The sequence below is a fragment of the Methylothermaceae bacteria B42 genome, assembly GCA_001566965.1.
Classification (GTDB): Bacteria; Pseudomonadota; Gammaproteobacteria; order Methylococcales; family Methylothermaceae; genus Methylohalobius.
In genome coordinates this window covers 1-25973 of sequence record LSNW01000017.1, presented here as the reverse complement: position 1 = coordinate 25973, position 25973 = coordinate 1, and the positions used below count along the sequence as shown (strand labels likewise).

Annotated in this window: 23 protein-coding genes, 1 tRNA gene and 2 pseudogenes; 12 read left to right on the top strand and 14 right to left on the bottom strand. The window is 49.9% G+C overall.

The features are described 5' to 3' along the window. Both AXA67_08075 and AXA67_08070 read right to left on the bottom strand, forming a co-directional pair. A partial coding sequence (locus tag AXA67_08075; GenBank protein KXJ40891.1) for an AAA family ATPase occupies positions 1-323 on the bottom strand: 323 nt, incomplete at its 3' end. Next, positions 323-526, bottom strand: coding sequence for a DNA-binding protein (locus AXA67_08070; GenBank protein KXJ40882.1), 204 nt, complete (start codon positions 524-526; stop codon positions 323-325). The genes AXA67_08070 and AXA67_08075, both read right to left, overlap by 1 nt. Positions 527-705: 179 nt before the next feature. Between AXA67_08070 and AXA67_08065 the strand changes: the two are divergent. Further along, positions 706-1630, top strand: a pseudogene (locus AXA67_08065) (transposase). A gap of 436 nt (positions 1631-2066) precedes the next feature. On the opposite strand, the gene AXA67_08060 reads toward AXA67_08065, so the two are convergent. Then, the gene (locus AXA67_08060; GenBank protein KXJ40881.1) at positions 2067-2600 is read right to left on the bottom strand and encodes a hypothetical protein; all 534 of its coding nucleotides are present in this window, start codon (positions 2598-2600) and stop codon (positions 2067-2069) included. Between the two features lie 256 nt (positions 2601-2856). Here AXA67_08060 and AXA67_08055 point away from each other — a divergent pair, with 256 nt between their 5' ends. From AXA67_08055 to AXA67_08045, 3 genes are all read left to right on the top strand, one after another. Next, positions 2857-3351 (top strand): hypothetical protein, encoded by a 495-nt coding sequence (locus tag AXA67_08055; protein KXJ40880.1) that lies wholly within the window; start codon positions 2857-2859, stop codon positions 3349-3351. Positions 3352-3816: 465 nt separating this feature from the next. Then, positions 3817-4683 carry an integrase gene (locus AXA67_08050; GenBank protein ID KXJ40879.1) on the top strand — a complete coding sequence of 289 codons (867 nt, stop codon included), beginning with the start codon at positions 3817-3819 and terminating at the stop codon, positions 4681-4683. An 87-nt stretch (positions 4684-4770) separates the two neighbouring features. Next, a complete protein-coding gene (locus AXA67_08045; GenBank protein KXJ40878.1) occupies positions 4771-5763 on the top strand; it encodes a hypothetical protein in 993 nt (330 codons plus the stop codon). 183 nt (positions 5764-5946) lie between these two features. On the opposite strand, the gene AXA67_08040 is transcribed toward AXA67_08045, so the two are convergent. The 3 genes from AXA67_08040 to AXA67_08030 all read right to left on the bottom strand — a co-directional run bounded on the left by AXA67_08040 (position 5947) and on the right by AXA67_08030 (position 7092). After that, positions 5947-6022, bottom strand: a tRNA-Thr gene (locus tag AXA67_08040). 153 nt (positions 6023-6175) lie between these two features. Further along, positions 6176-6445 (bottom strand): hypothetical protein, encoded by a 270-nt coding sequence (locus AXA67_08035; protein ID KXJ40877.1) that lies wholly within the window; start codon positions 6443-6445, stop codon positions 6176-6178. 56 nt (positions 6446-6501) lie between these two features. Further along, complete coding sequence (locus tag AXA67_08030) at positions 6502-7092, bottom strand: hypothetical protein (protein KXJ40876.1); 591 nt, start codon at positions 7090-7092, stop codon at positions 6502-6504. Between the two features lie 418 nt (positions 7093-7510). Here AXA67_08030 and AXA67_08025 point away from each other — a divergent pair, with 418 nt between their 5' ends. The 7 genes and pseudogenes from AXA67_08025 to AXA67_07995 all read left to right on the top strand — a co-directional run bounded on the left by AXA67_08025 (position 7511) and on the right by AXA67_07995 (position 15542). Beyond that, positions 7511-8218, top strand: coding sequence for a hypothetical protein (locus AXA67_08025; protein KXJ40875.1), 708 nt, complete (start codon positions 7511-7513; stop codon positions 8216-8218). A 10-nt stretch (positions 8219-8228) separates the two neighbouring features. Beyond that, positions 8229-10421: pseudogene (locus AXA67_08020) on the top strand (hypothetical protein). A gap of 65 nt (positions 10422-10486) precedes the next feature. Further along, positions 10487-11773 carry a glycosyl transferase family 1 gene (locus AXA67_08015; GenBank protein ID KXJ40874.1) on the top strand — a complete coding sequence of 429 codons (1287 nt, stop codon included), beginning with the start codon at positions 10487-10489 and terminating at the stop codon, positions 11771-11773. Further along, positions 11770-13389 carry a hypothetical protein gene (locus tag AXA67_08010; GenBank protein ID KXJ40873.1) on the top strand — a complete coding sequence of 540 codons (1620 nt, stop codon included), beginning with the start codon at positions 11770-11772 and terminating at the stop codon, positions 13387-13389. The genes AXA67_08015 and AXA67_08010 overlap by 4 nt, the downstream gene beginning before the upstream one ends. Then, positions 13386-14162, top strand: a complete 777-nt coding sequence (locus AXA67_08005; protein KXJ40872.1) for a hypothetical protein — start codon at positions 13386-13388, stop codon at positions 14160-14162. The genes AXA67_08010 and AXA67_08005 overlap by 4 nt, the downstream gene beginning before the upstream one ends. Before the next feature lie 36 nt (positions 14163-14198). Further along, positions 14199-14927, top strand: a complete 729-nt coding sequence (rph, locus tag AXA67_08000) for a ribonuclease PH (protein KXJ40871.1) — start codon at positions 14199-14201, stop codon at positions 14925-14927. A 3-nt stretch (positions 14928-14930) separates the two neighbouring features. Continuing rightward, a complete protein-coding gene (locus AXA67_07995; protein ID KXJ40870.1) occupies positions 14931-15542 on the top strand; it encodes a non-canonical purine NTP pyrophosphatase in 612 nt (203 codons plus the stop codon). Here the strand turns inward: AXA67_07995 and AXA67_07990 are convergent. Beyond that, a complete protein-coding gene (locus AXA67_07990) occupies positions 15539-16351 on the bottom strand; it encodes a thioredoxin (GenBank protein ID KXJ40869.1) in 813 nt (270 codons plus the stop codon). The two genes, AXA67_07995 and AXA67_07990, sit on opposite strands and share 4 nt — an antisense overlap. A gap of 90 nt (positions 16352-16441) precedes the next feature. On the opposite strand from AXA67_07990, the gene AXA67_07985 reads away from it, so the two are divergent. Next, entirely contained in the window at positions 16442-17077 is a 636-nt protein-coding gene (locus AXA67_07985; protein KXJ40868.1) for a hypothetical protein, read from the top strand. A 75-nt stretch (positions 17078-17152) separates the two neighbouring features. Here the strand turns inward: AXA67_07985 and AXA67_07980 are convergent, their stop codons facing one another. The 7 genes from AXA67_07980 to AXA67_07950 form a co-directional block, all read right to left on the bottom strand. After that, positions 17153-17614 carry a heat-shock protein Hsp20 gene (locus tag AXA67_07980; GenBank protein KXJ40867.1) on the bottom strand — a complete coding sequence of 154 codons (462 nt, stop codon included), beginning with the start codon at positions 17612-17614 and terminating at the stop codon, positions 17153-17155. Between the two features lie 79 nt (positions 17615-17693). Next, complete coding sequence (locus AXA67_07975; protein ID KXJ40866.1) at positions 17694-18302, bottom strand: hypothetical protein; 609 nt, start codon at positions 18300-18302, stop codon at positions 17694-17696. A 397-nt stretch (positions 18303-18699) separates the two neighbouring features. Next, on the bottom strand, positions 18700-19368 hold the full coding sequence (locus tag AXA67_07970; protein ID KXJ40865.1) for a hypothetical protein: 669 nt from the start codon (positions 19366-19368) through the stop codon (positions 18700-18702). Positions 19369-19402: 34 nt separating this feature from the next. Beyond that, on the bottom strand, positions 19403-20002 hold the full coding sequence (locus AXA67_07965; protein KXJ40864.1) for a hypothetical protein: 600 nt from the start codon (positions 20000-20002) through the stop codon (positions 19403-19405). 24 nt (positions 20003-20026) lie between these two features. Beyond that, entirely contained in the window at positions 20027-21169 is a 1143-nt protein-coding gene (locus AXA67_07960; GenBank protein KXJ40863.1) for a glycosyl transferase, read from the bottom strand. Positions 21170-21696: 527 nt separating this feature from the next. Next, the gene (locus AXA67_07955; protein ID KXJ40862.1) at positions 21697-22938 is read right to left on the bottom strand and encodes a hypothetical protein; all 1242 of its coding nucleotides are present in this window, start codon (positions 22936-22938) and stop codon (positions 21697-21699) included. A gap of 12 nt (positions 22939-22950) precedes the next feature. Further along, positions 22951-25973, bottom strand: a 3023-nt coding sequence (locus AXA67_07950; protein ID KXJ40861.1) for a hypothetical protein, incomplete at its 5' end; no start/stop codon positions are given.

Here is a 25973-nt window from a genome sequence, read left to right as displayed (position 1 = left end):
AGACGCAAAGGATCCTGCTTCAGGTGGACATCGAAAAGGATCTCGATGTTGTCGAGCAAAACCAGCTCGCCTGTGGCTTCACCCACGATTTCGCCCAAGAGCCGCGGTAGCTGCAGAGCCCGTTGGCGTTCGGTCAGGTCCAGCATCCGGCGAGACAGCTCGAGATTGACGTTGACGAGCGGTGCGGAGGTCGAGGCCGACACCTCCTGCAACGCGGACGTCTTCCCGCTTCCCGCCGGGCCCACCATCAGGATCAGGCGGTGATAGAGCTCGCGAGCCTCGCCGATCTTTCGCAGGACCTGATCCGCCAAGGGCTCCGCCATTACTCGTTTCCTCCGTCTTTCGTATCGCCGTGCGTCTCTTCCAACCAGCGGTCAATGGCTTCCTTCCGGAAGCGCCAATGGCGGCCAATCTTCTGGCACGGGACTTTGCCTTCCCGAACGAGCTTGTAGAGCGTCGATTTCGGTATCTTCAGGTAGGCAGACAACTCGTCGATGGTCAGGACGTCGCCTGGTTTTTCATCCATCGGAAGCACCTCTCTGGCCGCAAGGCAGATTTCGTGTCATTGTACCTCATCCAACTGGCGTAGTTTACAGTTAGTGACAGTTGGTGTCAAGAGATTTCCGGAAGATGTGTTAGCCTAAAGCTATAATGTTCCCTTTGTCCAATTCTAAAATGTCCCTCCTTTAGATTTGGGGAGGGGCGATGACAGAGGATACCAATACGATGACACAGAAAGCGGTGGACCGGTTTGAGGTGATTCAGCAGGTCGTCAGCAGGCAGTTAAGACAGAAGGATGCGGCTTGGCAGTTGGGTTTGAGCGTGCTGCAGATCAAGCGTCTGGTTCAGTGGTATCGGGCCGAGGGGGCGGCTGGGTTGAATTCCCGCCGCCTGGGCAGACGTCCCAACAACCCGATCGCCGAGGTGCTCCGGCGGAAAATTTTCGACCTGGTTCGAAGTCGCTATGCCGACTTTGGCCCCACGTTGGCCTGTGAAAAGTTGGCCGAGTGCCATTATCTGAAGATTTCCGTGGAGACGTTGCGTCAATGGATGATCGCCGAGAACCTCTGTCAGCCCAAGGCGCACAAGAGACCACGCATCCACCCGCGCCGCCCCTGCTGAGGCGAGCTGGGCCAGATCGATGGTTCTCCTCATGACTGGTTCGAAGGACGAGGCCCACGCTGCACGCTCAGTGTCTTCTTCGACGATGCCACCAATGAGCTGCTGGCATTGCGTTGCGTGCCCGCCAAGACCACCCAAGCCTATATGGAAATACTCGACACTACCTTCGACAATGCGGGCGTCCAGTCACTTTCTATTCCGACAAGCACAGCATCTTCAGGGTCAATCATCCCGACCGTGAAGGCGAACTGACCCAGTTCACCCGGGTCCTTAAAACCCTCGACATCGAGCCCATCCACGCCAATACGCTCCAAGCCAAGGGGCGGGTTGAACGTGGCAATAAGACCCGCCAGGACCGCTTGGTCAAGGAATGCGCCTGCAGGGCATTTCCGACATCGAGACCGCCAACACTTTCCTTCCCGAATTTATCTAGGCTTACAACCTGCGCTTCACTGTCTTACCCCGCAATTCCACTGACGCTCACCGGCCGCTGCTTCACAGTCTGGAAGAGCTGATAATGATCCTGTGCATCCACCACAACCGCATCCTCTTCAAAAACCTGACCTTCCAGTACAAAAACCGGGAATATCAACTCCAAGGACAGGCATGGGGTATTGCCTCAGAGCTGTTCAGGTCACCCTCTGCAAGGCTTTCGACGGGACCGTGACCGTCTTGCACTAGGGGCAGACTCTGGACTATCGCCTCCTGGCCATGGGAGAGTCTCTTGTGCCTCATCGATGATGAGAAGAGTGTTCACCACACCATCGATCAGGCCAAGGCCTGGCAACAGCGCAATCCCACCTGGAAACCGCCGGCCAATCACCCCTGGTGCCGACCATTGAAGGGGCATTCATCCCCGCTCACAACACCATAACCCAACAGCTGATAAGGGACATTTCTGAATTGGAATGACATTTCATCACATCTACCCGATGAAAGTTGCATCAATCATCGTTTTTCACGTGGAGTTTTCGTGGCAGGAAGCGATTATGAACACGATACCATTCTTCCCCGACCGATTCTTCGTAACGGTGGAATGTTCCTGGGCTTTTCAACAGCAGACCTTTGTTAATCCGAAAAACTAACCATCCTGGTTGATCAACGGAGATGTGACCAGCTTCAATCTCTTCCCTGAGCCAATTTAATAAGTCTTCTTCTTGAATTTTTTTGAATCGCCTGTTTAAGTCCAGAGCCATTCGCCCTGTTCTCGTGACCTTCTTTCCATTTTCCTTCTCCATCTGCCGGGTCTCCGCTGGACATAATATTATGAGTATTTCTACACTTCTGTTTCTCGTTTCCAATATAGGTTGGATGACTTCTCTGGTGATGAGTGACTCTTTCCCACCTTCCCGGAAAAGGTTGCAACTGCTGTCACCAAGCGATGAATTTCTACTGTCCCACTCGCTTTGCCATTTATGAAATTGAGCCATTCCGATCACAAATCTGGTGTTCGGCCTGCAACCATCTGAGTCCCTCATTAGGCACTAAAGAAAGAATCTTATGCTGATCCCACAAGGGAGAAGCTTTCACGTGTGTGTCATGTGCATTTTTTTCAGCAATCAGATGATATAAGCAATGAAAGCAGGACGCGAGAAAAATTGCATATGTTCAGCGATCCCTGCGTTCATCCACCACGCTCGGACCAGCAACAGGTGAAAGAATCACCTCCTTTCTCGGGCGCTGTAAAGTGATAACACGCTGCAGATTAGAACTTAATGCCTCACCGGAAATCTGATGCGGTTTGCTCAAGGGAGGCAGGTAAAAACGTTCGAATACATCATCGGTAACTGCCGCCTTCTCATCGACTACCTTCAACTGAGACAGTTCTTGCGCTGGAAATTCTGGCAGACTTCTTCGACTGAATTTGTTCAGAAAAACGAGGCGTTACATGATCTGTCGCTGGAGCTACGAGGGTTCGAATATTCTTTATGGATAATGCTATTTGCGTACAAATTTTTTTTACATCGTATCCCTGGGAAGGGGCACCTGAAGCAACAATGCCAATTTTGTAGGCGGTTACCTCTTTTGAAAGGAGCCTTTTTTTGTGCTGTTAGCGACGGCGTTGGCCGCTGTCCCTACAACGCACGAAGTGCGGTAGGGACAGCGGCCCCAACCCAGGCGGCACGTGGGCTGGAATCGCAAATCTTGACAATACCGATTAAATCCGTACAAAATCTACTGGCGATAAGCCCTCCGCAGCTTGGGTCAAAGCTGTACCCCGCAGGTTAAGCCTGCATCCCAAGCCACCCATTTCACGCGATTTTGGTGGCCAGGATCAAAGTCCTGAGCGGGAGTCTTTTCAAATTACAGATAACCAAGGTTATCTGTCTCATTATGGGCACGATCCCTATCCAGGGTTAATGTGTCCCTCAAATATGCTAGGAATGCAAAGCATCCTTGGCGTGCGTACCGGGCAATTCGCTCACCCCGGTAAATTGCGTGCGCCTCCCGTTTTTTCAACAACCGAAGGAGGTGATTTATGGAACGAGAGCGTTAACCGCAGGCACGTCCGGCCGTCCCAACAGGAGACACCGGCTGCCATGCACGAGTCAGGCTAAGGGAATTTAGCAGAGAGCAGGGTCCCGAGACCTGGAAGGTACTTTCCGTCATGCGCGCATGATTGGGAAGTGGACCATTAAAACTAAGCTTTTTTGTGCGTGAATGGTAACTGGTCAAATCGTGGGAGGGTTTTTCATGCGTGATTTGAATTATGATCTCAAAAACTTGTGTCAAAGATTCCCGGAAGGATCCTATGCTACCCGGGCTCAGCGTCAACACATCTTGCAGCTCAGCGCTAACCAGCTGCATGAATTGGGATATCGGAAACTACGTGCTGACGGTTTCAAGGGCCGCCATGTGAATGCATTATTGCAACGTTGGAAGGAAGAAAATTTATCTCCAGCAACGTTAAAAAACAGGATGACGGTGCTTCGCTGGTGGGCGCAAAAAATTGGCAAACCTGCCTTGATCGCAAACAGCAACGATCACTACGGCATTCCCTCGCGCAAGCTGGTGGCGGAAACCAGCAAGGCGATCCAGCTGCACGAATCCCAGTTGGCGAAAGTTACCGATCCCTATGTCAAGTTGAGCCTGAAACTGCAACGAGAGTTTGGTTTGCGACGTGAGGAAGCCATTAAGTTCCGGCCGGCCTATGCAATCCGCGAGGATCGCATTGTGCTCAAGCCCTCATGGTGCAAAGGCGGACGAGGCCGGGAAGTGCCGATCCGGACCGAAAGCCAACGCCAAGTGTTGAAAGAGGCACGGCGTCTTGCTGTCAAGGGATCGCTTATACCTTATGACAAACGTTACGTCCAACAGGTGAAAGTCTATGAGCGTCAGTGCAAACAAGCCGGCCTTTCTAAGGTCCATGGTCTGCGTCACGCTTATGCCCAGCGCCGTTATGAGGAAATTACCGGTTGGAAAGCGCCGGCGGTCGGAGGGCCCTCAAGCTGCCAGCTGACCCTGGAACAACGGGAAATTGATCACCAGGCCCGTCTTGTAATCTCACGGGAGATGGGCCATGAACGGGAACAAATTACTGCGGTTTATCTGGGCCGCTAAACTCGACAATCCGGGAGTGACGCGCTACTGTGTTGCCACCAGGCAGGGATGAGTATTGATTTGTTTGTCCGCTACAAGGGAGTTGTTATGTCTCCTGAAGAATTGTGTGAGGAATATCTTCGTATCAGTGCACTGCGTCCCAGGACTGAGTTGAGTTATCGCAATGTCGTAGCCGTTTTCGCCAAGGATACTCATGTCAAGGACATCAAAAGCGTCACCAATGATCTGGTGATTGGTTGGCGGGACAAGATCCTGAACCGAGCCTCGGAAACTACTTGGCATACCTATCAACGTACCTTGCGGGCACTATGGAACTACGCCCTCGAGGAAGGTTATTTGGACCACAACCCCTTCAAGAAGGTCCGCAGCCCCCGGGCGGTTAAGAAGGAACCCAAGCTATTGCCGGTCCGGACCATTCAAAGGGCAATCCGGTATTTGGACCAATGTGAAGGCACAGACCGGCACAAACCGGCCTGGTTCTGGCGCACGGTCTTCAAAACCCTATTCTACACCGGTATGCGGGCTCAACAGCTGGTCAATTTGCGGTGGGAGGACATCGATTTCGAAGAGCGCATGATCACCCTAGGCTACCGCGGAAGCAAGACCCGACGGGAATGGCGGTTGCCTATACCCGATGAGATTTACGACGATCTCAGGGAGCTGGAGGAGAAGACCCTGAGCTATGCCATGAAAACCCCAGCAGAACTGAAAGGAGATCAGGTTTTCCGAGTTCAGTTGTTCAATTCGGAGTATGCCCGTTACGAGATGCACGCTGACCAGATTTTCGGTTTCTTCCGGCGCCTTTCCCAGGATCTGGGTGAGAAGATCAGCGCCCACCGCCTGCGCCACACTATGGCCACCCTGCTAGCTGCCGAGGGAAAGGTGAATCTCAAAATCTTGCAGTACATCCTCGGACACACTGATGTCCGAACTACGATGGAATATCTGCATCCCGATCCGACGACATTGCGGGAGGCCCTCGGAACGTTGAGTCTAGAAACCACAGCAGGAAAAAAGTCGATCGAGCGGCTGTCGGTGGCGGCGGAAAAGGTGGATAAAGGCGAACCGGAAGGCGAATGAGAATATTTACTTGACTTTTCTCAAAAATTAGCTATAAGCTGAAAAGCGTTCTTCGTATTTCGAATTGGTTTGAATAACCACAATGAATGGGAGTGGGGGTAAAGAGCTGGAGCGCAACTGTGTCGGCAGCCGCGCTCCGGCCCCGGAAATCCGGGGCCACCTGGTTCGGTACGATATCGTAATTGGAGCCAGTGAGCGGAATCGAACCGCTGACCTACTGATTACGAATCAGTTGCTCTACCGACTGAGCTACACTGGCTTTAAAGAAAAGAGTTATGATTATATGAGTTTTGCGTGGTCACGCAAGTAATCAATTTTCCTACACTAGCTTACTTAATTTCGACGTGTGTTGTGGACAAGCTCATCAGATACTTTAAATCGGCACATTTCTCACATTCCAATGGGAGTTTGGCTACCCAACCTCGTCTGCAATATATGCTCCTCTGTCATCCACAGCGGCTTTCCAAATTGAGTTATGATTACTGTTCAGTCTTTCCTCTTCAGGCAGCCGAAAAGGACTCCGTTGGCGTACTTTCCCAGTAGCAGTTGTCTTTGCGACTTGTCGGACACACCATGTCATGTTGTTTGAGCAACGTATGGCATTCACATTTGCAAACTGACAGCTACGAACTGAGTAGTATATCAGCTCTGGTTTCGCATTCTGCAGGTTCATGGCTATCATCAGGGTTCAAGTGACTAAAGCAGTTTCCATTCTGAGGCCAATATACAGCCGCCCGTTCACTTGGCTACGAGCGCCTTTTGTACCAACTGGGCACATTCACGATCAAAACCAAGATTTAATGCAGCCAGTCGCGCTTTTTCCGACATTTTCTTCCACGTTTTTCGGACGATGTCGATTAATTTGTCTTCATCATACTGATTGGCAAAAGAAGCAAAATAGTAGTGCAGAAAAACTAGACAAGCGGCGTCTTCCACCAGTTGAACTTGAGGATCGCGGTTCATGCTCCGCTTCATAAGAATGCGTTTGACCTGATGAATAAACGCCTCTTCATAACCTGCCTGATGTAATAATTGGGCGGCTTTCTCGGCGTGCAGCCGGTATAGAAAGGTACGCCATTCCAAATAACCTTTGCGATCCCTGGGGTAATGATCCCGAGGTACCAGCCAGCGGCAAGTATGTTGGGCACGGGCGGCAAGAAATGCTGTTTCGGGCGGTTTTGGGTTGAGTTGCAATAGCCATTCGGTCATCCTCAAGCCATAGAGAAATGTCTTGGGATAAGGTTTGCCCTGCCAAGTTTCCCAGTCAGGATCGCTAGCATTGGCGGTATCAATGAGAGACACTGCTTTCACAAATCTTGCTCTGTTCAATTCATTCTCCTGATGTTTACCTCTGCCAGTTTAAATGGTGTGATCACCCGCATCAATGGCACAGGGCCTCGTCATTTAAACACGTAAAGGATTGATTGAAGGGGCAGGTGGTCTGATTCGAAAGCCTCGCCGGCAGGGAAGCCGGCGTGGAGCCTACAGGAGCGAGCCGGACAGAAAGTCCGGTGGACTTTCACAGCCGGGCGAGCGCCCAAACAGGGAGGTTTGGGCAGGACTTTCTTGCAAAGCAGGATTGCGTGGCAAGAAAGCATTTACGGCGTTTTTCGAATCAGACCACCTGCCCCGGCTGGAATAGATGACCGAGTCCTGATCAATGACACACCTTGAAAGTCAATCATTCCGACTCCAAATAGGCAATAACCGTATCTAAATTCTAAAAGCCAACGCCACAGGAAAACAAATGCCGTTACCAACACTGTCTCCCCTGGTTCGCCATATTCTTATTGGTACCTTGTTTGTCGCGCTTGTGGTCGGTATTCTGGTTTGGTTTGACTGGCATCAAGAAGTAGTCCGCTTGTTGCAATGGTTGAATGATCGAGGCCCTCTGGTTTCCCTTGTTTTTATCTTGATCATGGCGCTGGTGGTGGTGCTGCTGTTACCCGGGATCTTCTTTACCACCGGCGCGGGGTTCGTGTTTGGGGTGGTACGGGGGACGTTGTACGTCGTAATCGGCACCACCTTAGGCGCGGTCATTGCTTTTTTAATCGCCCGCAATTTCTTTGGCGAGCGGGCGGCGCAATGGATCAAACAACGGGCGAAGATTCATATTGTCACGCAAGAGCTGAGTAAACAAGGGTGGAAGATCATTATGCTCAGCCGGTTAGTTCCTTTTTTCCCTTTCAAGCTTTCTAATTACTTTTTTGGGTTGACGCCGGTTTCCTTGCGGGATTTTGCCTTGGGTACTTTTATTGGATTGATTCCCTTTTCGCTTCACAATGTCTATCTGGGCGCGATGGCGGCTTTGGGGCTGCAGGCGAGGAATGCCGGAAGTTGGCAATGGCTGCTGTATGGGCTGGGGTTTTTAGCGACCGTTGCCTTGATTTACTATCTAAATCGCATGGCGAAACAAGCCTTATCAAAAGCCATCGAATTGGAAGAAAATTCATGAAGGTAAAAAGATGGGATGGTTGAAATGGTTCCCTTGGCGTTTCATCATCCGCTGGCTGGCCAAGCGCCATGAATTTATCGACCCGGTGGCCTTGCTGGCGCGGCTGCGGAATTTCTCCCAACCTTCCGAAGTAGGAGAGCCCATTGAATTGCTCCGGGCAGGCATCGTTTTTCATGCCCGCGGGCTTATCAATAGCCGAGTAATTCAGAATAATCTGGATTGGATTTGGCCTTACTGGATTCGGCGTCAGTTCGACCCCAACAATGAATCCTTTATCCCCCGGGCATTTTCCATTACCCACGTCAACCTGACCCATCGCAACTGGACCGCCGTGGGATGGCCCGACAGCGAACAATATCCCATTATCGATCCAAGAGGGCTTTTGACCCCCTTGTACGACGGCTGGTCACTCGATTGCTGGATTTTAAAGCAAGACGATACCTGCCTGATCCCTTCGGCAGCGGTCGATTGCCAGCAAACCCTGGAACTTGGCCGAGAAGGCATCGCCGTCCAAACCACCACCGATAACGGCGCATGTCATTTGACCACCCGCAGCTGGGTCGAATTAGAGCAAGGCAAGCCCGTTTGTCATCTTCAGGTAAAAGCCACTGCGGACGAGCAAGCTTGGGCTGTGGTCGCCCTGCGCCCCATGAACCCGGAAGGGGTCAGCTTTATCCATCAGTTTCATTTATCCGAGGATGGCCAAGGCTGGATTGTCAACGAAGAAACCCCGGTTAAATTCAGCGAACCCCCTGTATTCCACCGCGTTTCCGAGTATCATCAGGGCGATGTCTATTTGGCCCTGAAAGAAGACCCGAAAGGAAACGAGAGCACCAACCATAAAGTGTGCGACGTAGGAATGGCCACGGCAGCGGCCTTGTTTGAACTCTCTCCCGGAAAGACCAAACAATTCCGAGTCACCATTCCCTTGCCGGAAGAAAATACGCCCTTGCATCCAGCCAGCTGGCGCAAAGCTGAAACAAACCGCTGCCAACTCCAAATCCCGGATGCGCGTGATCAATTCCTGTTCGATGCCGCCATCGCCACCTTGATTCTGCATTCTCCCAAAGACGTCTATCCCGGGCCTTACACTTACAAACGCTTTTGGTTCCGGGACGCGGCATTTATCATCCACGGATTACTCTGTGCCGGCTTGGCTGACCTGGCCGAACGGGCCCTGGACCAATTCCCCCAGCGGCAATCACTGGGTGGTTATTTCCATTCCCAAGAAGGCGAATGGGATGCCAATGGCGAAGTGTTGTGGATTCTGCAGCGCTTTTGCCAACTCACCAACCGGCCAATCAAAGAAGATTGGCGCCAAGCCATCTGCCGGGGCGCCCAGTGGATTATTGACAAACGCCTGCCGGAAAATGAACCTTCCCCGCATGCCGGCCTAATGCCTCCCGGATTCAGCGCCGAACATCTGGGTCCCAATGATTATTACTATTGGGATGATTTTTGGGGAATTGCAGGGCTAAAAGCTGCTTCCTATTTACTGGAAGATTCCGATCCTGGATTGAGCCAACATTTCGCCCGCGAGGCCGAGGCTTTTCAGACCGCCGTCAACCGCAGCCTCGACCATGCCGCCAAACGGCTGGGTCGGCCCGCCATGCCCGCGGCCCCTTACCGGCGCTTGGATGCGGGCGCGATTGGCTGCCTGGCTGCAGGTTATCCCCTGCAGCTTTATGACGCCCAAGACCCCAGGCTAATCGATACCGCCAAATTTCTGCTCGATCGCTGTTTTTTTGAGGGCGGATTCTTTCAGGATATGATCCACTCCGGCATCAACGCTTATCTGACCCTGCACGTAGCGCAAGTGCTGCTCAGAGCTGGCGACTCAAGGGCACTGGAGCTGATGGATACAGTTGCCAACTTGGCGTCTCCCACCGGCCAATGGCCGGAGGCCATTCATCCCCGCACCAAGGGGGGTTGCATGGGGGATGGCCAACACGTGTGGGCGGCGGCGGAATGGGTGTTAATGACTCGCAATTGTTTTGTGCGCGAGGAAGGGGAACAATTACTTCTTTGCCAAGGCATACCCGAGCGTTGGTTGCGTGCGGGCCAACCCATTTCCTTCGGCCCCACGCCGACGGCTTTTGGCGTCATTACCCTTTCCTTGCAACCCTGTGAAAACGGCGAGGTCGAAGTTTCATGGCGCGGACAGTGGCATCATCAGCCGCCTCCCATCAAGATTCAACTACCAGGCTATGAAACCGCCACTCCCAGCAACCGTCAAACCGCCGTCAAGTTAAAACACCAGGAGCGTCAATGAATATCGTCATGATGACCAATACCTTCACCCCCCATGTGGGTGGTGTGGCCCGCTCGGTTTCTTCCTTTACCGAAGAATACCGACGGCGGGGGCATAGGGTTCTCGTCGTCGCGCCGCAATTTCCTAGCGTTCCCAAACAGGAAACCAATGTGGTCCGGGTGCCTGCCATTCAAAACTTCAATGGCAGTGATTTTTCAATGGTACTGCCGGTTTTCAGCGATTTGGATGACGCCCTGGACCAGTTCAAACCCGATCTGATTCACTCCCATCATCCGTATTTATTGGGAATGACCGCGCTACGGGAAGCCCGGGCCCGAGATCTGCCCTTGGTATTTACGCATCACACCCTTTACGAACATTATACCCACTATGTGCCGGTGGATTCCCCTGCTTTCAAACGTTTCGTCATCGAACTGGCTACCCGCTACGCCAACCTGTGCGATATGGTCTTTGCGCCTAGCGGGAGTATCAAAGCACTGCTGCAGGAGCGGGGCGTCAAAAGCCAGATAGAAGTCGTGCCCACCGGGGTTGATGTGGCCCGCTTCGCCCGGGGGGATGGCAAAGCATTCCGTCAGCATTTGGGAATCCCGGAAACCGCTTTCGTGGCAGGTCATTTGGGCCGTCTGGCCCCGGAAAAGAATCTCGATTTTCTTGCCGAGGCGGTTTGCGTCTTTCTCCACAAACAAGGCAATGCCCACTTTTTGGTAGCAGGCACCGGGCCATGTAAAGCCACCATCGAGCAAACTTTCGCCGCCCATGGCTTGACCGGCAGATTACACTTGGCGGATGTCCTCACTGGGCAAGCCTTGGTGGATGCCTATCATGCCATGGATGTTTTCACCTTTGCATCCAAAACCGAAACCCAAGGGCTGGTGCTGGTGGAAGCGATGGCGGCTCAAGTACCCGTTGTCGCCTTAGATGCCACCGGCAGCCGCGACGTGGTGGAAGACAAGATCAATGGCCGGCTTGTGAAAGAAGAAACCGTCTGCGCTTTTGTCGAGGCATTGCAATGGATCGCACAACTCCCCTCTCCCCAAATAACCCTATTGAAACAAGCCGCTGCGGATACCGCGCGAGCATATTCCATTGCTCGAACCGCCGATACCGCGCTCCGGTGTTATGAAAAGCTCCTTCAAACCAAGCCTCTACCCCACCCGCAAGAAGAGTATGATGCCTGGGAACGTATTCGAAAGCGGCTGCAAACCGAATGGAACATCATTAAAGAGATGGCGGAAGCGGCGGGAAAGGCAATAGCCAGCGGAGAACCGCTTAGTGGCCAATGAGAAGATACCGGCAAATACTTGCTCAATTCACCCGTTATTGCCACCGCAGCGAGTGGTTCATTCGACTTTTCAACCTCTCTACCTACGATGAACCTGCCACCCCAGGGCTGGTACTGATTCAAATCGATGGCCTGGCCCATTCTCAATTACAGAGGGCGCTGGATAAAGGTGAGATGCCTTTTCTCAAAAATCTGCTCCAAAAACGCCTTTATCGCCTGCATCGCACCTATTCTGGCTTGCCTTCCACCACCCCCGCCTGTCAGGGAGAATTGTTTTACGGAAAACAAACCGCCGTCCCCGCCTTTAGTTTCATAGACCGGGAAAACGGTCAAATTGTCAGAATGTACGAGCCTGCCGCAGCGACGAAAGTAGAGAAAAAGCTCGCCAACCATGGCAGCTCTCCCCTGCTCCAAGGCGGCAGCGCTTACGTGGCCAACTTCACCGGCGGCGCCCAAGAACCCCACTTTTGCCCGGCAGCATTGGGATGGGGGCCACCACTGCGGCGTGCCAAACCTTGGGTATTGGCTTTGTTTCTGTTGACCCATTGGCCAAGTTTCGCCCGTCTGGCGACCCTGCTTTTGATTGAGTTTGGATTGGCGGTCGTGGATTTTTTCCGCGGCATTATTGAAGGCCAAGATTTCTTCAAAGAATTAAAGTTTATCCCCACCCGCGTGGGTATCTGCATTCTACTTCGGGAATTGGCCACCATTGGCGCTTATTTGGATATTGCCCGGGGCCTGCCCGTCATTCATTTGAATTTTCTCGGTTATGACGAACAAGCCCACAGGCGGGGCCCGGATTCATTATTTGCCCACTGGTCCTTAAAAGGTATCGACGCTGCCATCGGTAGAATCTGGCGCGCTACTCAACGATCTCAACGGAGAGACTACCAAGTTTGGATCTATTCCGACCATGGCCAGGAAAGGGTAATCTCCTACCAAAACGCTTTTGGCAAGCCGCCCCAAGAAGTGATACGCCGTTTGTTTAGGGAAGCAGGCATCAGCCAGACCTTACATTCTGCCTCGGGGAGGGGCGATCAAACGCTACGGATTCGTTGGTTTGGCGGCAAACGGATACAACGTTTATTTCCCATCTTCGGCAATATTGAGCCGGATCTGGAAACGTCACAACCAATGTTAGCCGCTTTGGGGCCGGTGGGCCATTTGTATCTCAACCACCCCTTAACCCAGGCACGCCAGGTCGAAATGGCGAAACTGCTTGTCAGCCAAGCCAGCGTTCCCGTAGTGATGATCAAAGACGGCCCCGGCAGAGTGCACGCTTTCACTGACTCGGGCGAATATTCCCTGCCAGAACAAGCCAGTGAAATATTCGGTAACGATCATCCCTTTATCGACGCATTGGGAAAGGATTGGGTTTCCCTTTGTCACCATCCAGATGCCGGCGATTGGGTATTGGCAGGTTGGCGAAAGGGTTTGCCCCCCATGAGTTTCGCCATCGAAAACGGCGCTCACGCAGGGGCTGGCCCTCAGGAAACCGCCGCTTTTGCTTTACTGCCGGAGTCAATTCAACTTTCTGACCACAGTAACCCTGCTCCTCGGGCGATTCATCTCAGAAAAGCCGCGCAATCCTTTCTTGGTCTTTCTCCCAAACAATGACCTTTGCCCCGAAATCGAAACATACCCTACGGGTGATGACCTACAACGTCCATAGCTGTATTGGTACCGACGGCCAGCTATCGCCCGAACGTATTGCCAAAGTGATTGCCCATTTCCGTCCGGATGTCGTCGCGCTCCAGGAAGTGGACGTCGGGCGCGCCCGCACCGGCGGTGTCGATCAAGCCCACAGGATTGCCCACTTGCTGGAAATGGATTTTCATTTCAACGCCGCATTACAGGTGGAAGAGGAACAATACGGTGATGCTATTTTATCCACCCTGCCCATGCGCCTGATTAAAACCGGTCCGCTGCCAGGTCTCCCCGGCTGGCCGAACCTCGAACAACGAGGCGCCCTATGGGTGGGTATTCAATTCAACAGCATTGAAATCCACGTCTTCAACACCCACTTGGGATTGGTTCCAAAGGAAAGAAGAATCCAGATTCAGTCCTTGCTCGGGCCAGAATGGATGGATCATCCAGGCTGCCGGGATCCCATCATCTTTTGCGGTGATTTGAATGTGCTTTCCGCCTCCTGGGTATGTCGGCGATTACGGGGACGTTTAAAAGAAGCCGCCTCCCACGCAATCCACAAACACTTGCGGGGCACTTTCCACAGCCGTTTTCCCACCGTGCGGATTGATCACGTGTTTGTCAGCCGGCTTCTTCGAGTCGAGAGCGTTCATGTCCCCACCACAGAGGCGGTACGGCTGGCTTCTGATCACCTGCCGTTGATTGTGGATATCCAGATCACTAGCCTGAACTATCTGTCATAAGCAGTTATACTATTTCATTTACACAGGAAATTGCTTATGCGACCCAGCGGCCGTAGGCCTGATCAATTGCGTCCCATCAAACTCACCTGCAATTACACCAAACACGCCGAAGGCTCGGTGCTGGTGGAATTTGGCGATACCCGGGTGCTTTGCACCGCCAGCGTGGAAGAACGGGTTCCCCCCTTTCTACGGGGCAAAAACCGGGGCTGGATCACCGCCGAGTACGGCATGCTCCCCCGCGCCACTCACGAGCGTACCAATCGCGAAGCCACCCGCGGCAAACAGGGTGGCAGAACCCTTGAAATCCAGCGGCTGATTGGCCGCTCCTTGCGCGCCGCGGTAGATTTGCACGCGCTGGGAGAGCGCAGCATCCTGATTGATTGCGACGTCATCCAGGCCGACGGCGGCACCCGCACTGCCTCCATTACCGGCGGCTTCGTCGCCCTGGCGCTGGCTGTGGACAAGCTGATGAAAAAAAACCGGATCAAAAAAAATCCCCTTCACGGCCAGATCGCTTCCGTCTCGGTGGGTATTTACCGGGGCATACCAGTGCTGGATTTGGATTACCAGGAAGATTGCGAAGCGGAAACCGATATGAATGTAGTGATGAATGACGGCAATGCCTATGTAGAAATTCAAGGCACCGCAGAAGGCCACCCATTCCGCAAAGATGAATTACAGGCTATGCTTAATCTAGCCGATATCGGTATTTCTGAATTATTGGAACACCAAAGACAAACGTTGATTGAAGCGGGGGTAACATAGTTCATGCGCATTGTTCTGGCCAGTGGCAACACGGGAAAGATCCGGGAAATCCAGGCCCTGCTATTACCCCGGAATATTCGGGTTTTACCGCAATCAGCCTTCGCCATTACAGAAGCTGCGGAAACCGCCCCGACATTCGTGGAAAACGCTCTAATCAAAGCCCGTAATGCTTCTAAATACAGCGGCTTGCCCGCCCTGGCGGACGATTCCGGTTTGGAAGTGGACGCCCTCAACGGCGCTCCCGGGATATATTCGGCCCGCTACGCAGGCAGCGAGGCCGGCACCCAGGCCAACAACCTCAAATTACTGGAAGCCCTGGAAGGTTTTGAAGGCGATAATCGCCGCGCCCGCTTCCGCTGTGTTTTGGTTTACCTGCGCCATCCCTACGATCCCTCCCCTATCATCGCCCAGGGAGTTTGGGAAGGGGTTATCGCCAAAACCCTGCAGGGAGAAGGCGGCTTTGGCTACGACCCACTGTTTTATCTGCCTGACTTGGGCAAAACCGCCGCCGAACTGTCTCCGGAAGAAAAGAACAAACTCAGCCACCGGGGCATGGCCTTGCGCCAACTGCTTGAAATCCTTCCCAAAGCAATGCCCGCAAATCAGGCAAGTTAGTACAAAGCCGCCGCAAGCTTGGGACGGTATTTTCTGGTTAGCGGATGATCACTGCCCAGCCAATTGAATAGGGCAATTGCTGCCTTGCGAGCGCCATCGTCATCAAAACTTCGCTCTTTTTGCACGACTTGCAAAAAATTTTCCAATGCATTTTCAAAGTCCTGCCTGGATAATGCCTCAATTGCCTTAAGATAAAGCTCTTTGACGGGCGATGCTGGAAGCGCCCCAGAATCTTGCTGCAACCTCAGTAAACGCGCCAATACCCGCACCACTTCTGCCATTTCAGCACCCTCGCTGCCGCTCTTAATCGGTTCAAGCAAAGACAACACCCGCTCGGGATCGCGAAACAAGCAACTACGCGCCAACAGTAGCCTGGCTTTCATATCAGCGGGCCTGGTTTCGAGCACTTCCTCCAACAAGGCTTCGGCACTCTCCGAATCTCCCTCCTCGAGCAAACGCTCCACCTCCCTGATTTTTTTGGCCTCCGGGGTTGGCAATGCCTTTTCTATCCATTGAACAATTTGTTCCTCAGGCAACGCTCCAGTGAATTCTTCCACCGCCTCCCCTTCGACAAACAATTTGACATTGGGAATGCCGCGGACCCCGTAACGGGCGGCCAAGTCAGGATGTTCCTCGGTATTGATTTTGACTAATGCCAGACGGTCCGAAAACCGTTCGGCAACTGATTCGAGAATCGGGCCCAACGCCCGGCAAGGCGCACACCAAGGCGCCCAAAAATCCACCAGGACCGGGATTTGACGACTGCGCTTTAGAACTTTTCTTTCAAAGTCAAAATTTTCTTCCGACATCGGTATTAATCCCCAGAAATATGAGTTAAAGCGTACGTGAATCATTATCGAACCGACCGGTTCGTAGATTCATTACTTATGGAGTTTATTATGCAACCTTTATCACTTTTTCCAGTACTCTCACAAGGGAACAAAGTCAAGCTGTTGACTTTGCTTGTTTTCACGGCAGGTTTCGGGTTCTCCGGCCAAGATGCTTTGGCAAGAACGGCAGATGTATCTGGCCAACCCATGGATTCGACTGTAAATCCAAATTTTCCTGGAGATCTTGAGCCAATTCCCGTTCCTGCCTCCGACAGCAAAATTTATCATGGCAGCGAATGTCAATACGTCGACATCAACAATGAGAACAGTCCTGAGTTCTATAACAATCCTGTCAAATATGATACCCACGGCGTCTTTAACCAGGATGCAGCAGTCACCCATGTGGTTTGTCCCGTGGTTCGTGACAACGTTACTAATACCACAGGCATTTTAGAAGCCAAGGTGGCTATCAATAACGTCGCCGACAAGGAGATGTGGTGTCAATTCATCAGCCGAGATTTTTTTGGTCAACTGATGGATTTAGACCAAGCTACCACTAGCTCAGGGGGGAACCAGCTCTTGAGCCTTAACGTGACCGTCAGCGCTGCCTATGGTAATTACAGTATTTACTGTAAATTCCCACAAGGAGCGAGAATCTACAGCTACGGTGTCACCGAAAGACTTCGGACAGATAGCAATAATTAAGCTTAATTGCCTATAAAACTTATCAGAGACCCTGCGAGCAATAAGTTTGCCAGCTGGGTCTCTGACCTGCTTATCTTAAGAGGAAGCTTGTACGCTGATCTTTTTAGGCAAGACTTGCGGTTTCTTGGGGATAGTAATGGTCAATACGCCGTTTTCATATTTGGCGGCAATGTTTTCCTCATCCACGGTTTCCGGCAAGGAAAAGCGGCGGAAGAAAGTGCCATAAATCCTTTCAATCCGCTTGTAGCCTTCCTTTTCTTCCTTCGCCTCGGTTTCCCGGTGGCCTTTTATGGTCAACACGCCATTTTCCAGTGTCACCTCAATGTCATCCGGCTTGACACCAGGCAAATCCGCCTGCACCACATATTGATTGTCTTCCTCCTTGATATCCACCGCTGGCGCCCATTCCGCCGCCGCTGCCGGTGCTTCACCCTCGCCCCGTACAAGATCAGAGCGCAAGGTTTCAAAGGAGCGCTCCAGTTCACGCTGCAATTGATTCAATACAGACCATGGTTCATAACGAGTTACTAATGCCATTTTGTCACCTCCGTTGGTTGCTATGATTTCGTTATTCCATATATGGAGGCAGCAAAAAAGAATTCAAGGGGGTAATGTCTCAAAAATTTTTCTGCTCGGCTGATTGTAATTGCAAAGACAAAGGTTGGCGTCCTTTGATACCTTCAAGCTCCGCTTCATATACCCCAAGACCTGGTACAATGACCGCATTTAATTTCAATTTCGATTCACTGGCATCATAAACCGCTGCAGTATCCGCGGGAGACAATTCCACCATTTGAGCCCGGATTTCCCCTGCCGGATTCGCGGTAGAATGGACGTTGATATACCATTGGCCAGATAAAAGTTCGGTTTCCTCGCTATCGGATAAATTGACTGAGCCCCGCTTTTTTCCGGAATTACCCTCTACCGGGCCTAAATCAATCCGGATGCCAGCACTTTCACCGCGCCCACCCGGACCATGAAAATGAGCAGCAGTTGCCTCAATGTCACTGTGAAAACGCCATTCGAAACCATACAACAAGGTATTGGTATCCTCATCATAAATCGCTGTCACCGCTCCGTAACTTTTGCTCTTGACTGGCGGCACTTCCTCCGTGCCAATCATAGGAACCGCGCTATAGACATGAATGCTTGCCGCTATTGAATTGCTACTAAAAAATACAATTAACAAACTGATGAATCCATATATGAAACTTCCTGCACGCATGGCAACCGACCTCTTCAAAATATTATTTACCTGCTACTAAAAACAATTCTAATCATTCACCGCTGTAGAGTGTTAATGTTAATGCCAAGCAGGACGGAAAAAGTTCAATTCCTTTTTTCATCAGGGTAAGCTTCGAACCTTTATTCCGTGAACAAAGGAAGCGAAGCGGAGCGAACGACCGGACAGGATATTCGTGCTGGAGGTGCAATCATGAACGCCTCTTGAGAAGAATGGCTGGCACCTATGAGAATTCCATTCTTAATCAGATCGTATTCTAGACCATTCAAGAACGTAAAAATTATGGTCTAATATAACCGTACACAGGCCTTGTCAAACCAAGTGGAATACAAAAAGGTTCTTCTGGAATCACGGCTTCAGAATTACTTGAGAACAGAAATTATTCCGGCTCCCATACCTTGCATGAAGGTGCCCGCTCAATTTTATTAGCCAAAGAACCATAAGCATTCAAAAGCTTTTCATGTTTAGGGTGTTTTTTAAAATCGGTACTGGAAGGAAGAATATTTTTAAACTTTAATTCTACGTTAAGGAAATCATTTAGTAAGCTTAAAGTTGAATCATCAAATAAATTTTCATATTTTACACTAATAAAACTAAATTTTTGGGGTCTAAACCATGAGTCGAACTGCCTTTCTAGATGAAGGGTATCGCGTTCCAAAATATCCTCATTCGGCCTAAATAAATCGGAATGAAAATGTTTATGGTGAACCAACCCCCATTCATTTATTTTCTTATAGGCAGACAAGGCTATATTCATAGGATTCCTAAAAAGGTAGATAACTTTTACATTTTCCGGCATTGTAGGGGGAGGATAATCATGTGTCTTATACAGGTAACCCCCCTTATAATCTGAAAATGTTCTCAGATTTTCCAAAAAAATCATAGATGGATTTAAGCCGGAATTTATTAACGCCTCAGTTAAAAGTGTTGTTCCACACCGCCCCAATCCTGCAACCAAAAAGGCTTGCTGAGAAATATATTTTCTATATAACTCTTTAGCTTTCCTTGAATAGTTTTCAGCTAAAAAATATTTTTTGAAATCAACCATCCTTTCACCAAATAAACAATAGTTAAAATTTTAACTAACTATCAAGTTTAGCCTTTCTTTTGATTAGCGCTTTGGATTTAGGATTATACTTCAAACCAGTTTTAAGAACCTTCTTAGCGCGATCCTTCATCCCAAGCTCAATAAACAAGTCAATCAACTTCGCATATGGCGCGGCATAATCCTTTTTTTGCCTCATAGACTTAACATAATACGTAACAGCTTCCCCATTATTACCCAACCTTTTTAATATGTTGCCTTTAGTATAGTATATTTCATGCATTAGAACAAAATTTTTATGTGCATTTTTTTCCATGTAGTTAATATCGGCCAAGGCAACTTTGTAATAATAATTCTTTTGCTTTGGATCTTTATAGGCCTTATTAATAAATTGCAATGCCCGACAATAATGGTGTAAATGCGCATAATCCGGACCAAGAATTTTTCTCCATTTTTTTATTAATGGTCTATACCTTTGATATGGCCCTGTATTTGAGTTTAAATTTATTGCCTTAGGTTTACAATAAGGAGGAAGCAACCGCAACTCTTGCTCAGTAGGTTTAAACTCCCCAACTGCATATGAATTTGGAATGGATATCATAAAAATAATAATTATATATAAAATATTAAATATCATCACATACCTCAAAATTCATGTTCATCAATCCATAAGAAGCTTGGTCTTTTCCGCTACTTTTTCCCATGCAAATTCTTTCATAACCCTTATGTAAGCCGCATTCTCCAATTTTTTTAAATACTCCTTATCTTTTAACAGTTTAGATATGGATTCTGCTATATCTCGGGGAGATTCACCATTCACCCTTAGCCCGGTAACTCCATCAATCACTGCACTTCCTGTACCCCCTGCTTTTCCCGCGATAGCCGTTTTTCCACATGCAGCTGCTTCAATGAACACCATCCCGAAACCCTCATTATCGCCATTTATCTCTCTGTTAGGCATGACAAACAAATCGCACTCATTGTACCAATAAGGTAAGTCATCCATTGGAACATGCCCCAATAAGAATACTCTGTTCTCTAGATCCAGTTCTCGAATTATTTTATTTAGGTAATCATAATCCTCACCAATGCCGATAATCACATAATACGCATCCACCCCTTCCTGAATTAATTCAGGAAGTGCTCTAATCACCATATCAAACCCTTTCCTTCTACTCAACCTTCCAACAGAAAGCAATAAGCTTGCTGATTCCGGCACTTCAATTTTTTTTCGTAAATTCTTATTGTTCAGTTTCTTTCGAAAACGATTCACGTCAACCCCAGGGGATATTAAACTTACCTTGTCACTTAATACGCCCAGTTTCAACAATTCTTTCTTTGTAAACTCACTATTGACTATTATTTTATCTGAATTTGAATAAACAAACCTCATAAATCTATTCTTCAAAGGTTGAATCCATGTGGTAATCTCCTCACCATGAGCATATACAAGCAATTTTTTTCTAAACATTCTCGCTAATAGCAGCCCGACGAACCCCTCAGGCAACACACGCCCAGCATGTATCTCTTTTATATTATTTTGAATAATAATATTTAACCCATAAATCAATAACTTTATATACATTAATAGTGATTCTGGTTTTAACCATGCATGGCGCTTTAACTTTATTCTATAAATTCGATTAGGGTGTTTTTTATCATATTCCTCACAACCTGGAATATAGGATGTAACAATATGTATTTCCTCCTTCCCCAACCTTCTATAAACCTCATCAAACCATACCGCTGTCCCACCTTTCGTTGGCAAAAACAATTCTGTTATAACTAATAGGCCATTTTTCACTTTTTAAAACTTCCAATTTTTTACTACGGTAGTATTCTTAATTTTTAAAATGCAAACTAATTCAGGTAAAAGTATAAATTCTAATGTTATAGAATATCAAGGCTTTGCTACAACATATAGCAAAGCCACCATCTATTGGAACTTCTAATGTAGACTATACATCTCTATTGCTTCCCTTTCTATACGAAAAGCCTTTCAGAAACCCGTCTAAGTACACACTGCTCCCAAATCTTAAACTTTTTGCCATGACAAAAATGCCCCCATCCCGATAGGAAGGGGGCATATACAAATCAAATTGATCTTCAAACCTTCATATGAACCCCCTCGCAAAGCCAAGGGATTTAAAATTTTGTGTGCCACTCAAGGCAGATTTTTCATGGGTCAGCTATTCAACGCCATTGGGTCTATTTAACCAATTATTTTCGTCTACTCTTGATGACGAATGTATGCATATTTCGCTTCTTAATCCCAATGTAGCATAAATGCGAAATATCCTCTCCTATTTGGCCTTTAAAATGCCTTCAAAGTCAACCTAGGAATCCTATAGGCTGATAATTATGGCCTGCCAGAATTCTGGCAGGATCAGGAAATGACAGATGGCGACTTAGAACCTCTCCCAAGACATCCCTAAAATCAATAGTATGAGCCAAATAACGCCCCAGATAAAGCTGATCATCTTCCAGCCCCGGCCAATCCCCATGGATGCCACCGCGAACATTGCCGCCCAGAGCCATCCAGGTGGCGGCGTTGCCGTGATCGGTGCCCAGACTGCCATTTTCTCGGACGGTGCGGCCAAAGTCGGTCATGGTTAAGACAAGAAGATTCTGACGATAGGCAGCCAAGTCATTATAAAAGGCAGCCACTCCCGAGGCATATTCGGCCAACTTCTCTGCATGATTTCCTTCGACGCCTCCTTGCTTGGCATGGGTATCCCAACCGCCAATATCGACCGTCGCCGCTTCCAGCCCCATGCCCGCCTTAATGATTTGTGCCAGACGGCGCATAGCTTGGCCAAAGTTGGTATCTGGATAATTAACCCCGTTTTCAGGCATATACCTGTCAGGGTCTAACCCTCGTAATAGCTCGAAGGATTCCATTCCCTTATGGACCGCCTCATTCATGGAACGATACAAATTTCCATTGGGTGATTGGGAATAAGTTTCCCGCAAGATTTGAGGCAGTCGTGCTTTATAATCGGCAGCCCCCCAAAAACCACTTTGAGAAGCATTCACCACCGGCACGGTTACATTTCCATCCAATGCAAACGCCATTTTGTCGCCAATGGAAGCCGCACGCAGACTGACCGGTTTTGGTTTTGCGGCCAGATAACGATTCAGCCATCCCGACCTTTGCATTGTCACCGCCCCGCCCTCAAGTAAAGGCTGAACCTGAAAGTGGGATCGGATGGCATTGGGATAATGCACCGTTGGCATAATCGCCAATTCATTCGATTGATAAAATGCCTGCAACGGTCTCAACGCCGGGTGCAGTCCAAAAAAACCATCCAGGTCCAAAGCAGCAGCGGGTCCGCTGCCAGGCCTGTCAATGGCGATATTGGGGCGCACATCGTAATACCGGTCCTCGCCATGAGGCACGATGGTATTCAGGCCATCATTACCACCACGCATAAAAATTACCACTAATATCGGCCCTTGCCCTGCTTCCGCCCGGGCACTGTTCATCGCCAAGGTCAAAGGATTCCGGAACATCAAGCCCCCGCCAATGACGGGCAAGGCCAGCATATTTTTCAAGAATTTTCTTCTGTGCATCTGTCTTTCCTCTTACTGTAATTGGGCTTGTGGCAGCGCCAGTACATAACCTGTCAGTTGCTGCAAGCGACGATTGGCGTCAGTATCCTGGAGTGAAAAGCCAAATGTTTTCCCTTCTTTCAGAAAATTCATGGCTGTCTTCCATTCCATTGGTGTGTAGTCTCCAGCGGTCAGAATCTGAAACAAGTACCCTACAATGCCTTCCGCAGTTTCCAGCCCAAGGCCGGAAAAATACTCAGGCAAATTTGCATAGGTAATGCGGGCATCCTCCGGTTTCTGCAGCCGCGCGGCCAAATGATTGGCAAAGTAAAACCTGGCCATCATTTGATTGGAATCCACCCATTTCTCCGCCACTTCCGGCCATCCTGTCGGATGAGGAAAGGAAAACAAATTCATAGCCATTCTACGCAGTTCCCACAGTAGATCCCGGCTTCCTACTTGTTTCGGCTGAAGGGCTCGGACCGAAGTGGCAACATACTCGATCGGCGTCTTGAATTTGGCATGGAAACTTTGCGCCGAAGTAAACTCCTCGGAGGTGAGCAGATTTTCCACCACCTGCCGGATATCTCCGTCAGAATCGAGAAATACAGTTGCGCAATCACTAATCGTAGCCGCGGAAGGCTTGTCACTAACAAACACCTTGGCAAGCTTGGTGCAAATAAAGCGCGCCGTGGAGGGATGGCTCGCGAGAATGTCCAACACCTGCTGGCCATCTTCAATCCCTTGACCTGCCGGCAGCACATGACCCAGGACTATTTTTTCGTCGAAGTCATGCTGTTTGGCATTGAATATGAAACGGCCTTCAGCCCAATTGTCCCAATCTATACGCCAACCGGTGAATGCTCGGGCCACTTCGACGATATCCCGGTGAGTGTAGCCCCCGTTGATGCCCACAGTATGCAGTTCCATAAGCTCACGGGCATAGTTCTCGTTGATGGCATTCTTACGGCTGTGAATATTGTCCAAATATTTCACCATAGCCGCGCTAGTGGCGCTGATTTGGAGTAGATCACGGAATTTGCCCAAGGCATAAGCCCGGAAGGCTTGGTTTTCCACCACTTCCCAATTGAGAGCGGTTTTTCCCCTGAAAGTATTGAAATGATTCTCCCAAAACCAGGTCATCACCTCATTCAATTGCCGCTGGCTGAACAGCATGCGATAAATCACTCTTTGCCTTAAATCATCCGTATTATTCAAGGCAATCTTCGAAACCAGCGATTCCGCCGCCGAGTCGTCAATTTCTTCTGGGTGCAATTGACGGCGGAGAAATTCCTGGCGTCCAAGCAAACGGATTTCTTTCAATAGTTCTGGAGTCGCGCCAAAGGTAATCCGGTTTAATAAGTGCCTGTCTCCTTGTGCCACGCCAATGACGGAGTAAGTACGTTTGACCTGTCTTAGATGCCCCGCGTCATCTTTGGCTTCTATCAACACCGTGACCCGATCACCTGCATCAAGCAAATGAGGTGGTATTGCAAACGCCCAACGGCCATTTCCCGATACCTCAAGGGTTTTGGTTAAAATGCCGCCCTTTTGGGCTGTTGATAACTTACCAACCACTTGCGCCACATTGCTTTCATCCGCCACCGTACCTGTCACCAGAAACCCCATGGGGGTCAAATCACCCGCGGTTGGCGAAAGCAAAGTAATTTCAGGTGGTGATCTGTCATCAATCACTTGAACACGAATCGTTTTCGCCAAACGGTTATACCTGTCATCAAAAACTTCCACCTGGATGGTGACGAATTTACCGATGGTAACCGTCTGACTTGGTATTTCTGCCAACCAGTTACCTGACTTTCCATCTATTTGCGCATCAAATTGGTGGGTTCCGGTGGCAGGATCATTTACCGTCACCCGGACACGTTGGACTTTACCGCGTTTGTCCCGCGCCCAACCACGAACTTGGAAACCCGCGGCGGCAACCTTTCCAGAGTTGGCGGGAGAAACAATCACCAATTCCGGAGCCTTGCGATCCAAGCCACTTGGGTCATTGGCTGAAATTTCAAATGTCACGGCGCCTGGGGTGAAAACAGGGGGGCTAAAAATGGATCTTCCCTTGCCGAAAGGATCCCTGGCTTCAATCAAATAAACTTTACCCTTGCCCAGTCCCAATTCATCAAAACGCACCATTCCCGCACTATTGGTCACGCCTTTATTCTTCCAGACAGTGCCGCCGTCACTTGCTTTTTCCCATAAAACCAACTCCCTGCCAGAGAGCGGCTGGCCGCTATTCCGGTCTTTCAGCGTCACCGGTAACGCGCCAACTTTGAAGTCAAAAACACCGGGAGCGGTAATCCCCCCGGTCCTCACCTTTATTTCATAAGGTTGGGCGTCCAACCGGTATTTTCTTCCTTTACCCAATCCCTCAAGATCAAAAACCGCTTCTCCATTCTCGTCGGTGACCAAGCGCTTTGCCCAACGGAGACTGCCATCCGCCAATATTTCACGGGCCGTGATTGCGACCCCAGCCAACTTGACACTCGACAGTTCATTCGTCAATCGAACCCGTAAAGGGCTATTGCCCAAGACAAATGTTCTCTTACCTGGCTGAGAAAATTCATCGGAGTATATCCATGTTCCATCCACCGGGCTTTTCGCCTGCAGGCGGTATTCGCCGCCTTCACCCAACCCCGGCGGGTCAAAATGGATCAGCCCCTTGCCATCGCTGACGCCACTTTGCACACCTTTCCATTTACCGTCATTACCACGGCGGGCCACAGTTACCCTGATTCCTGTCAAGGGGGAACCATTGCCTCCACTCACTACCCGCACCGGCAAGGCCCCCACTTTAAAAACAAAATTCCCGGTCTCAGTAATCACGCCGCTCTTGACACTGAGTCCATAAGGCCTGGCAATCAATACATATTGCCGGCCCTTGCCCAAACCAGGCAGATCAAAAACCACCTTGCCTTGCGCATCGGTTTTCATCTTCCTGATCCAGCGCAGACTACCGTCCGCCAAAACCTCATGGACCACCACATCCACCCCGGACAATTTGGCCCCGGAATTCGCATCGGTTAATTGGACACTCAGCG

Bases quoted from the DNA above. Each gene is read 5' to 3' on its own strand.
- AXA67_08070 (KXJ40882.1), bottom strand. From the start codon at position 526: ATGGATGAAAAACCAGGCGACGTCCTGACCATCGACGAGTTGTCTGCC.
- AXA67_08060 (KXJ40881.1), bottom strand. From the start codon at position 2,600: ATGAGGGACTCAGATGGTTGCAGGCCGAACACCAGATTTGTGATCGGA.
- AXA67_08055 (KXJ40880.1), top strand. From the start codon at position 2,857: ATGCGGTTTGCTCAAGGGAGGCAGGTAAAAACGTTCGAATACATCATC.
- AXA67_08050 (KXJ40879.1), top strand. From the start codon at position 3,817: ATGCGTGATTTGAATTATGATCTCAAAAACTTGTGTCAAAGATTCCCG.
- AXA67_08045 (KXJ40878.1), top strand. From the start codon at position 4,771: ATGTCTCCTGAAGAATTGTGTGAGGAATATCTTCGTATCAGTGCACTG.
- AXA67_08035 (KXJ40877.1), bottom strand. From the start codon at position 6,445: ATGATAGCCATGAACCTGCAGAATGCGAAACCAGAGCTGATATACTAC.
- AXA67_08025 (KXJ40875.1), top strand. From the start codon at position 7,511: ATGCCGTTACCAACACTGTCTCCCCTGGTTCGCCATATTCTTATTGGT.
- AXA67_08015 (KXJ40874.1), top strand. From the start codon at position 10,487: ATGAATATCGTCATGATGACCAATACCTTCACCCCCCATGTGGGTGGT.
- AXA67_08010 (KXJ40873.1), top strand. From the start codon at position 11,770: ATGAGAAGATACCGGCAAATACTTGCTCAATTCACCCGTTATTGCCAC.
- AXA67_08005 (KXJ40872.1), top strand. From the start codon at position 13,386: ATGACCTTTGCCCCGAAATCGAAACATACCCTACGGGTGATGACCTAC.
- rph (KXJ40871.1), top strand. From the start codon at position 14,199: ATGCGACCCAGCGGCCGTAGGCCTGATCAATTGCGTCCCATCAAACTC.
- AXA67_07995 (KXJ40870.1), top strand. From the start codon at position 14,931: ATGCGCATTGTTCTGGCCAGTGGCAACACGGGAAAGATCCGGGAAATC.
- AXA67_07990 (KXJ40869.1), bottom strand. From the start codon at position 16,351: ATGTCGGAAGAAAATTTTGACTTTGAAAGAAAAGTTCTAAAGCGCAGT.
- AXA67_07985 (KXJ40868.1), top strand. From the start codon at position 16,442: ATGCAACCTTTATCACTTTTTCCAGTACTCTCACAAGGGAACAAAGTC.
- AXA67_07980 (KXJ40867.1), bottom strand. From the start codon at position 17,614: ATGGCATTAGTAACTCGTTATGAACCATGGTCTGTATTGAATCAATTG.
- AXA67_07975 (KXJ40866.1), bottom strand. From the start codon at position 18,302: ATGCGTGCAGGAAGTTTCATATATGGATTCATCAGTTTGTTAATTGTA.
- AXA67_07970 (KXJ40865.1), bottom strand. From the start codon at position 19,368: ATGGTTGATTTCAAAAAATATTTTTTAGCTGAAAACTATTCAAGGAAA.
- AXA67_07965 (KXJ40864.1), bottom strand. From the start codon at position 20,002: ATGATATTTAATATTTTATATATAATTATTATTTTTATGATATCCATT.
- AXA67_07955 (KXJ40862.1), bottom strand. From the start codon at position 22,938: ATGCACAGAAGAAAATTCTTGAAAAATATGCTGGCCTTGCCCGTCATT.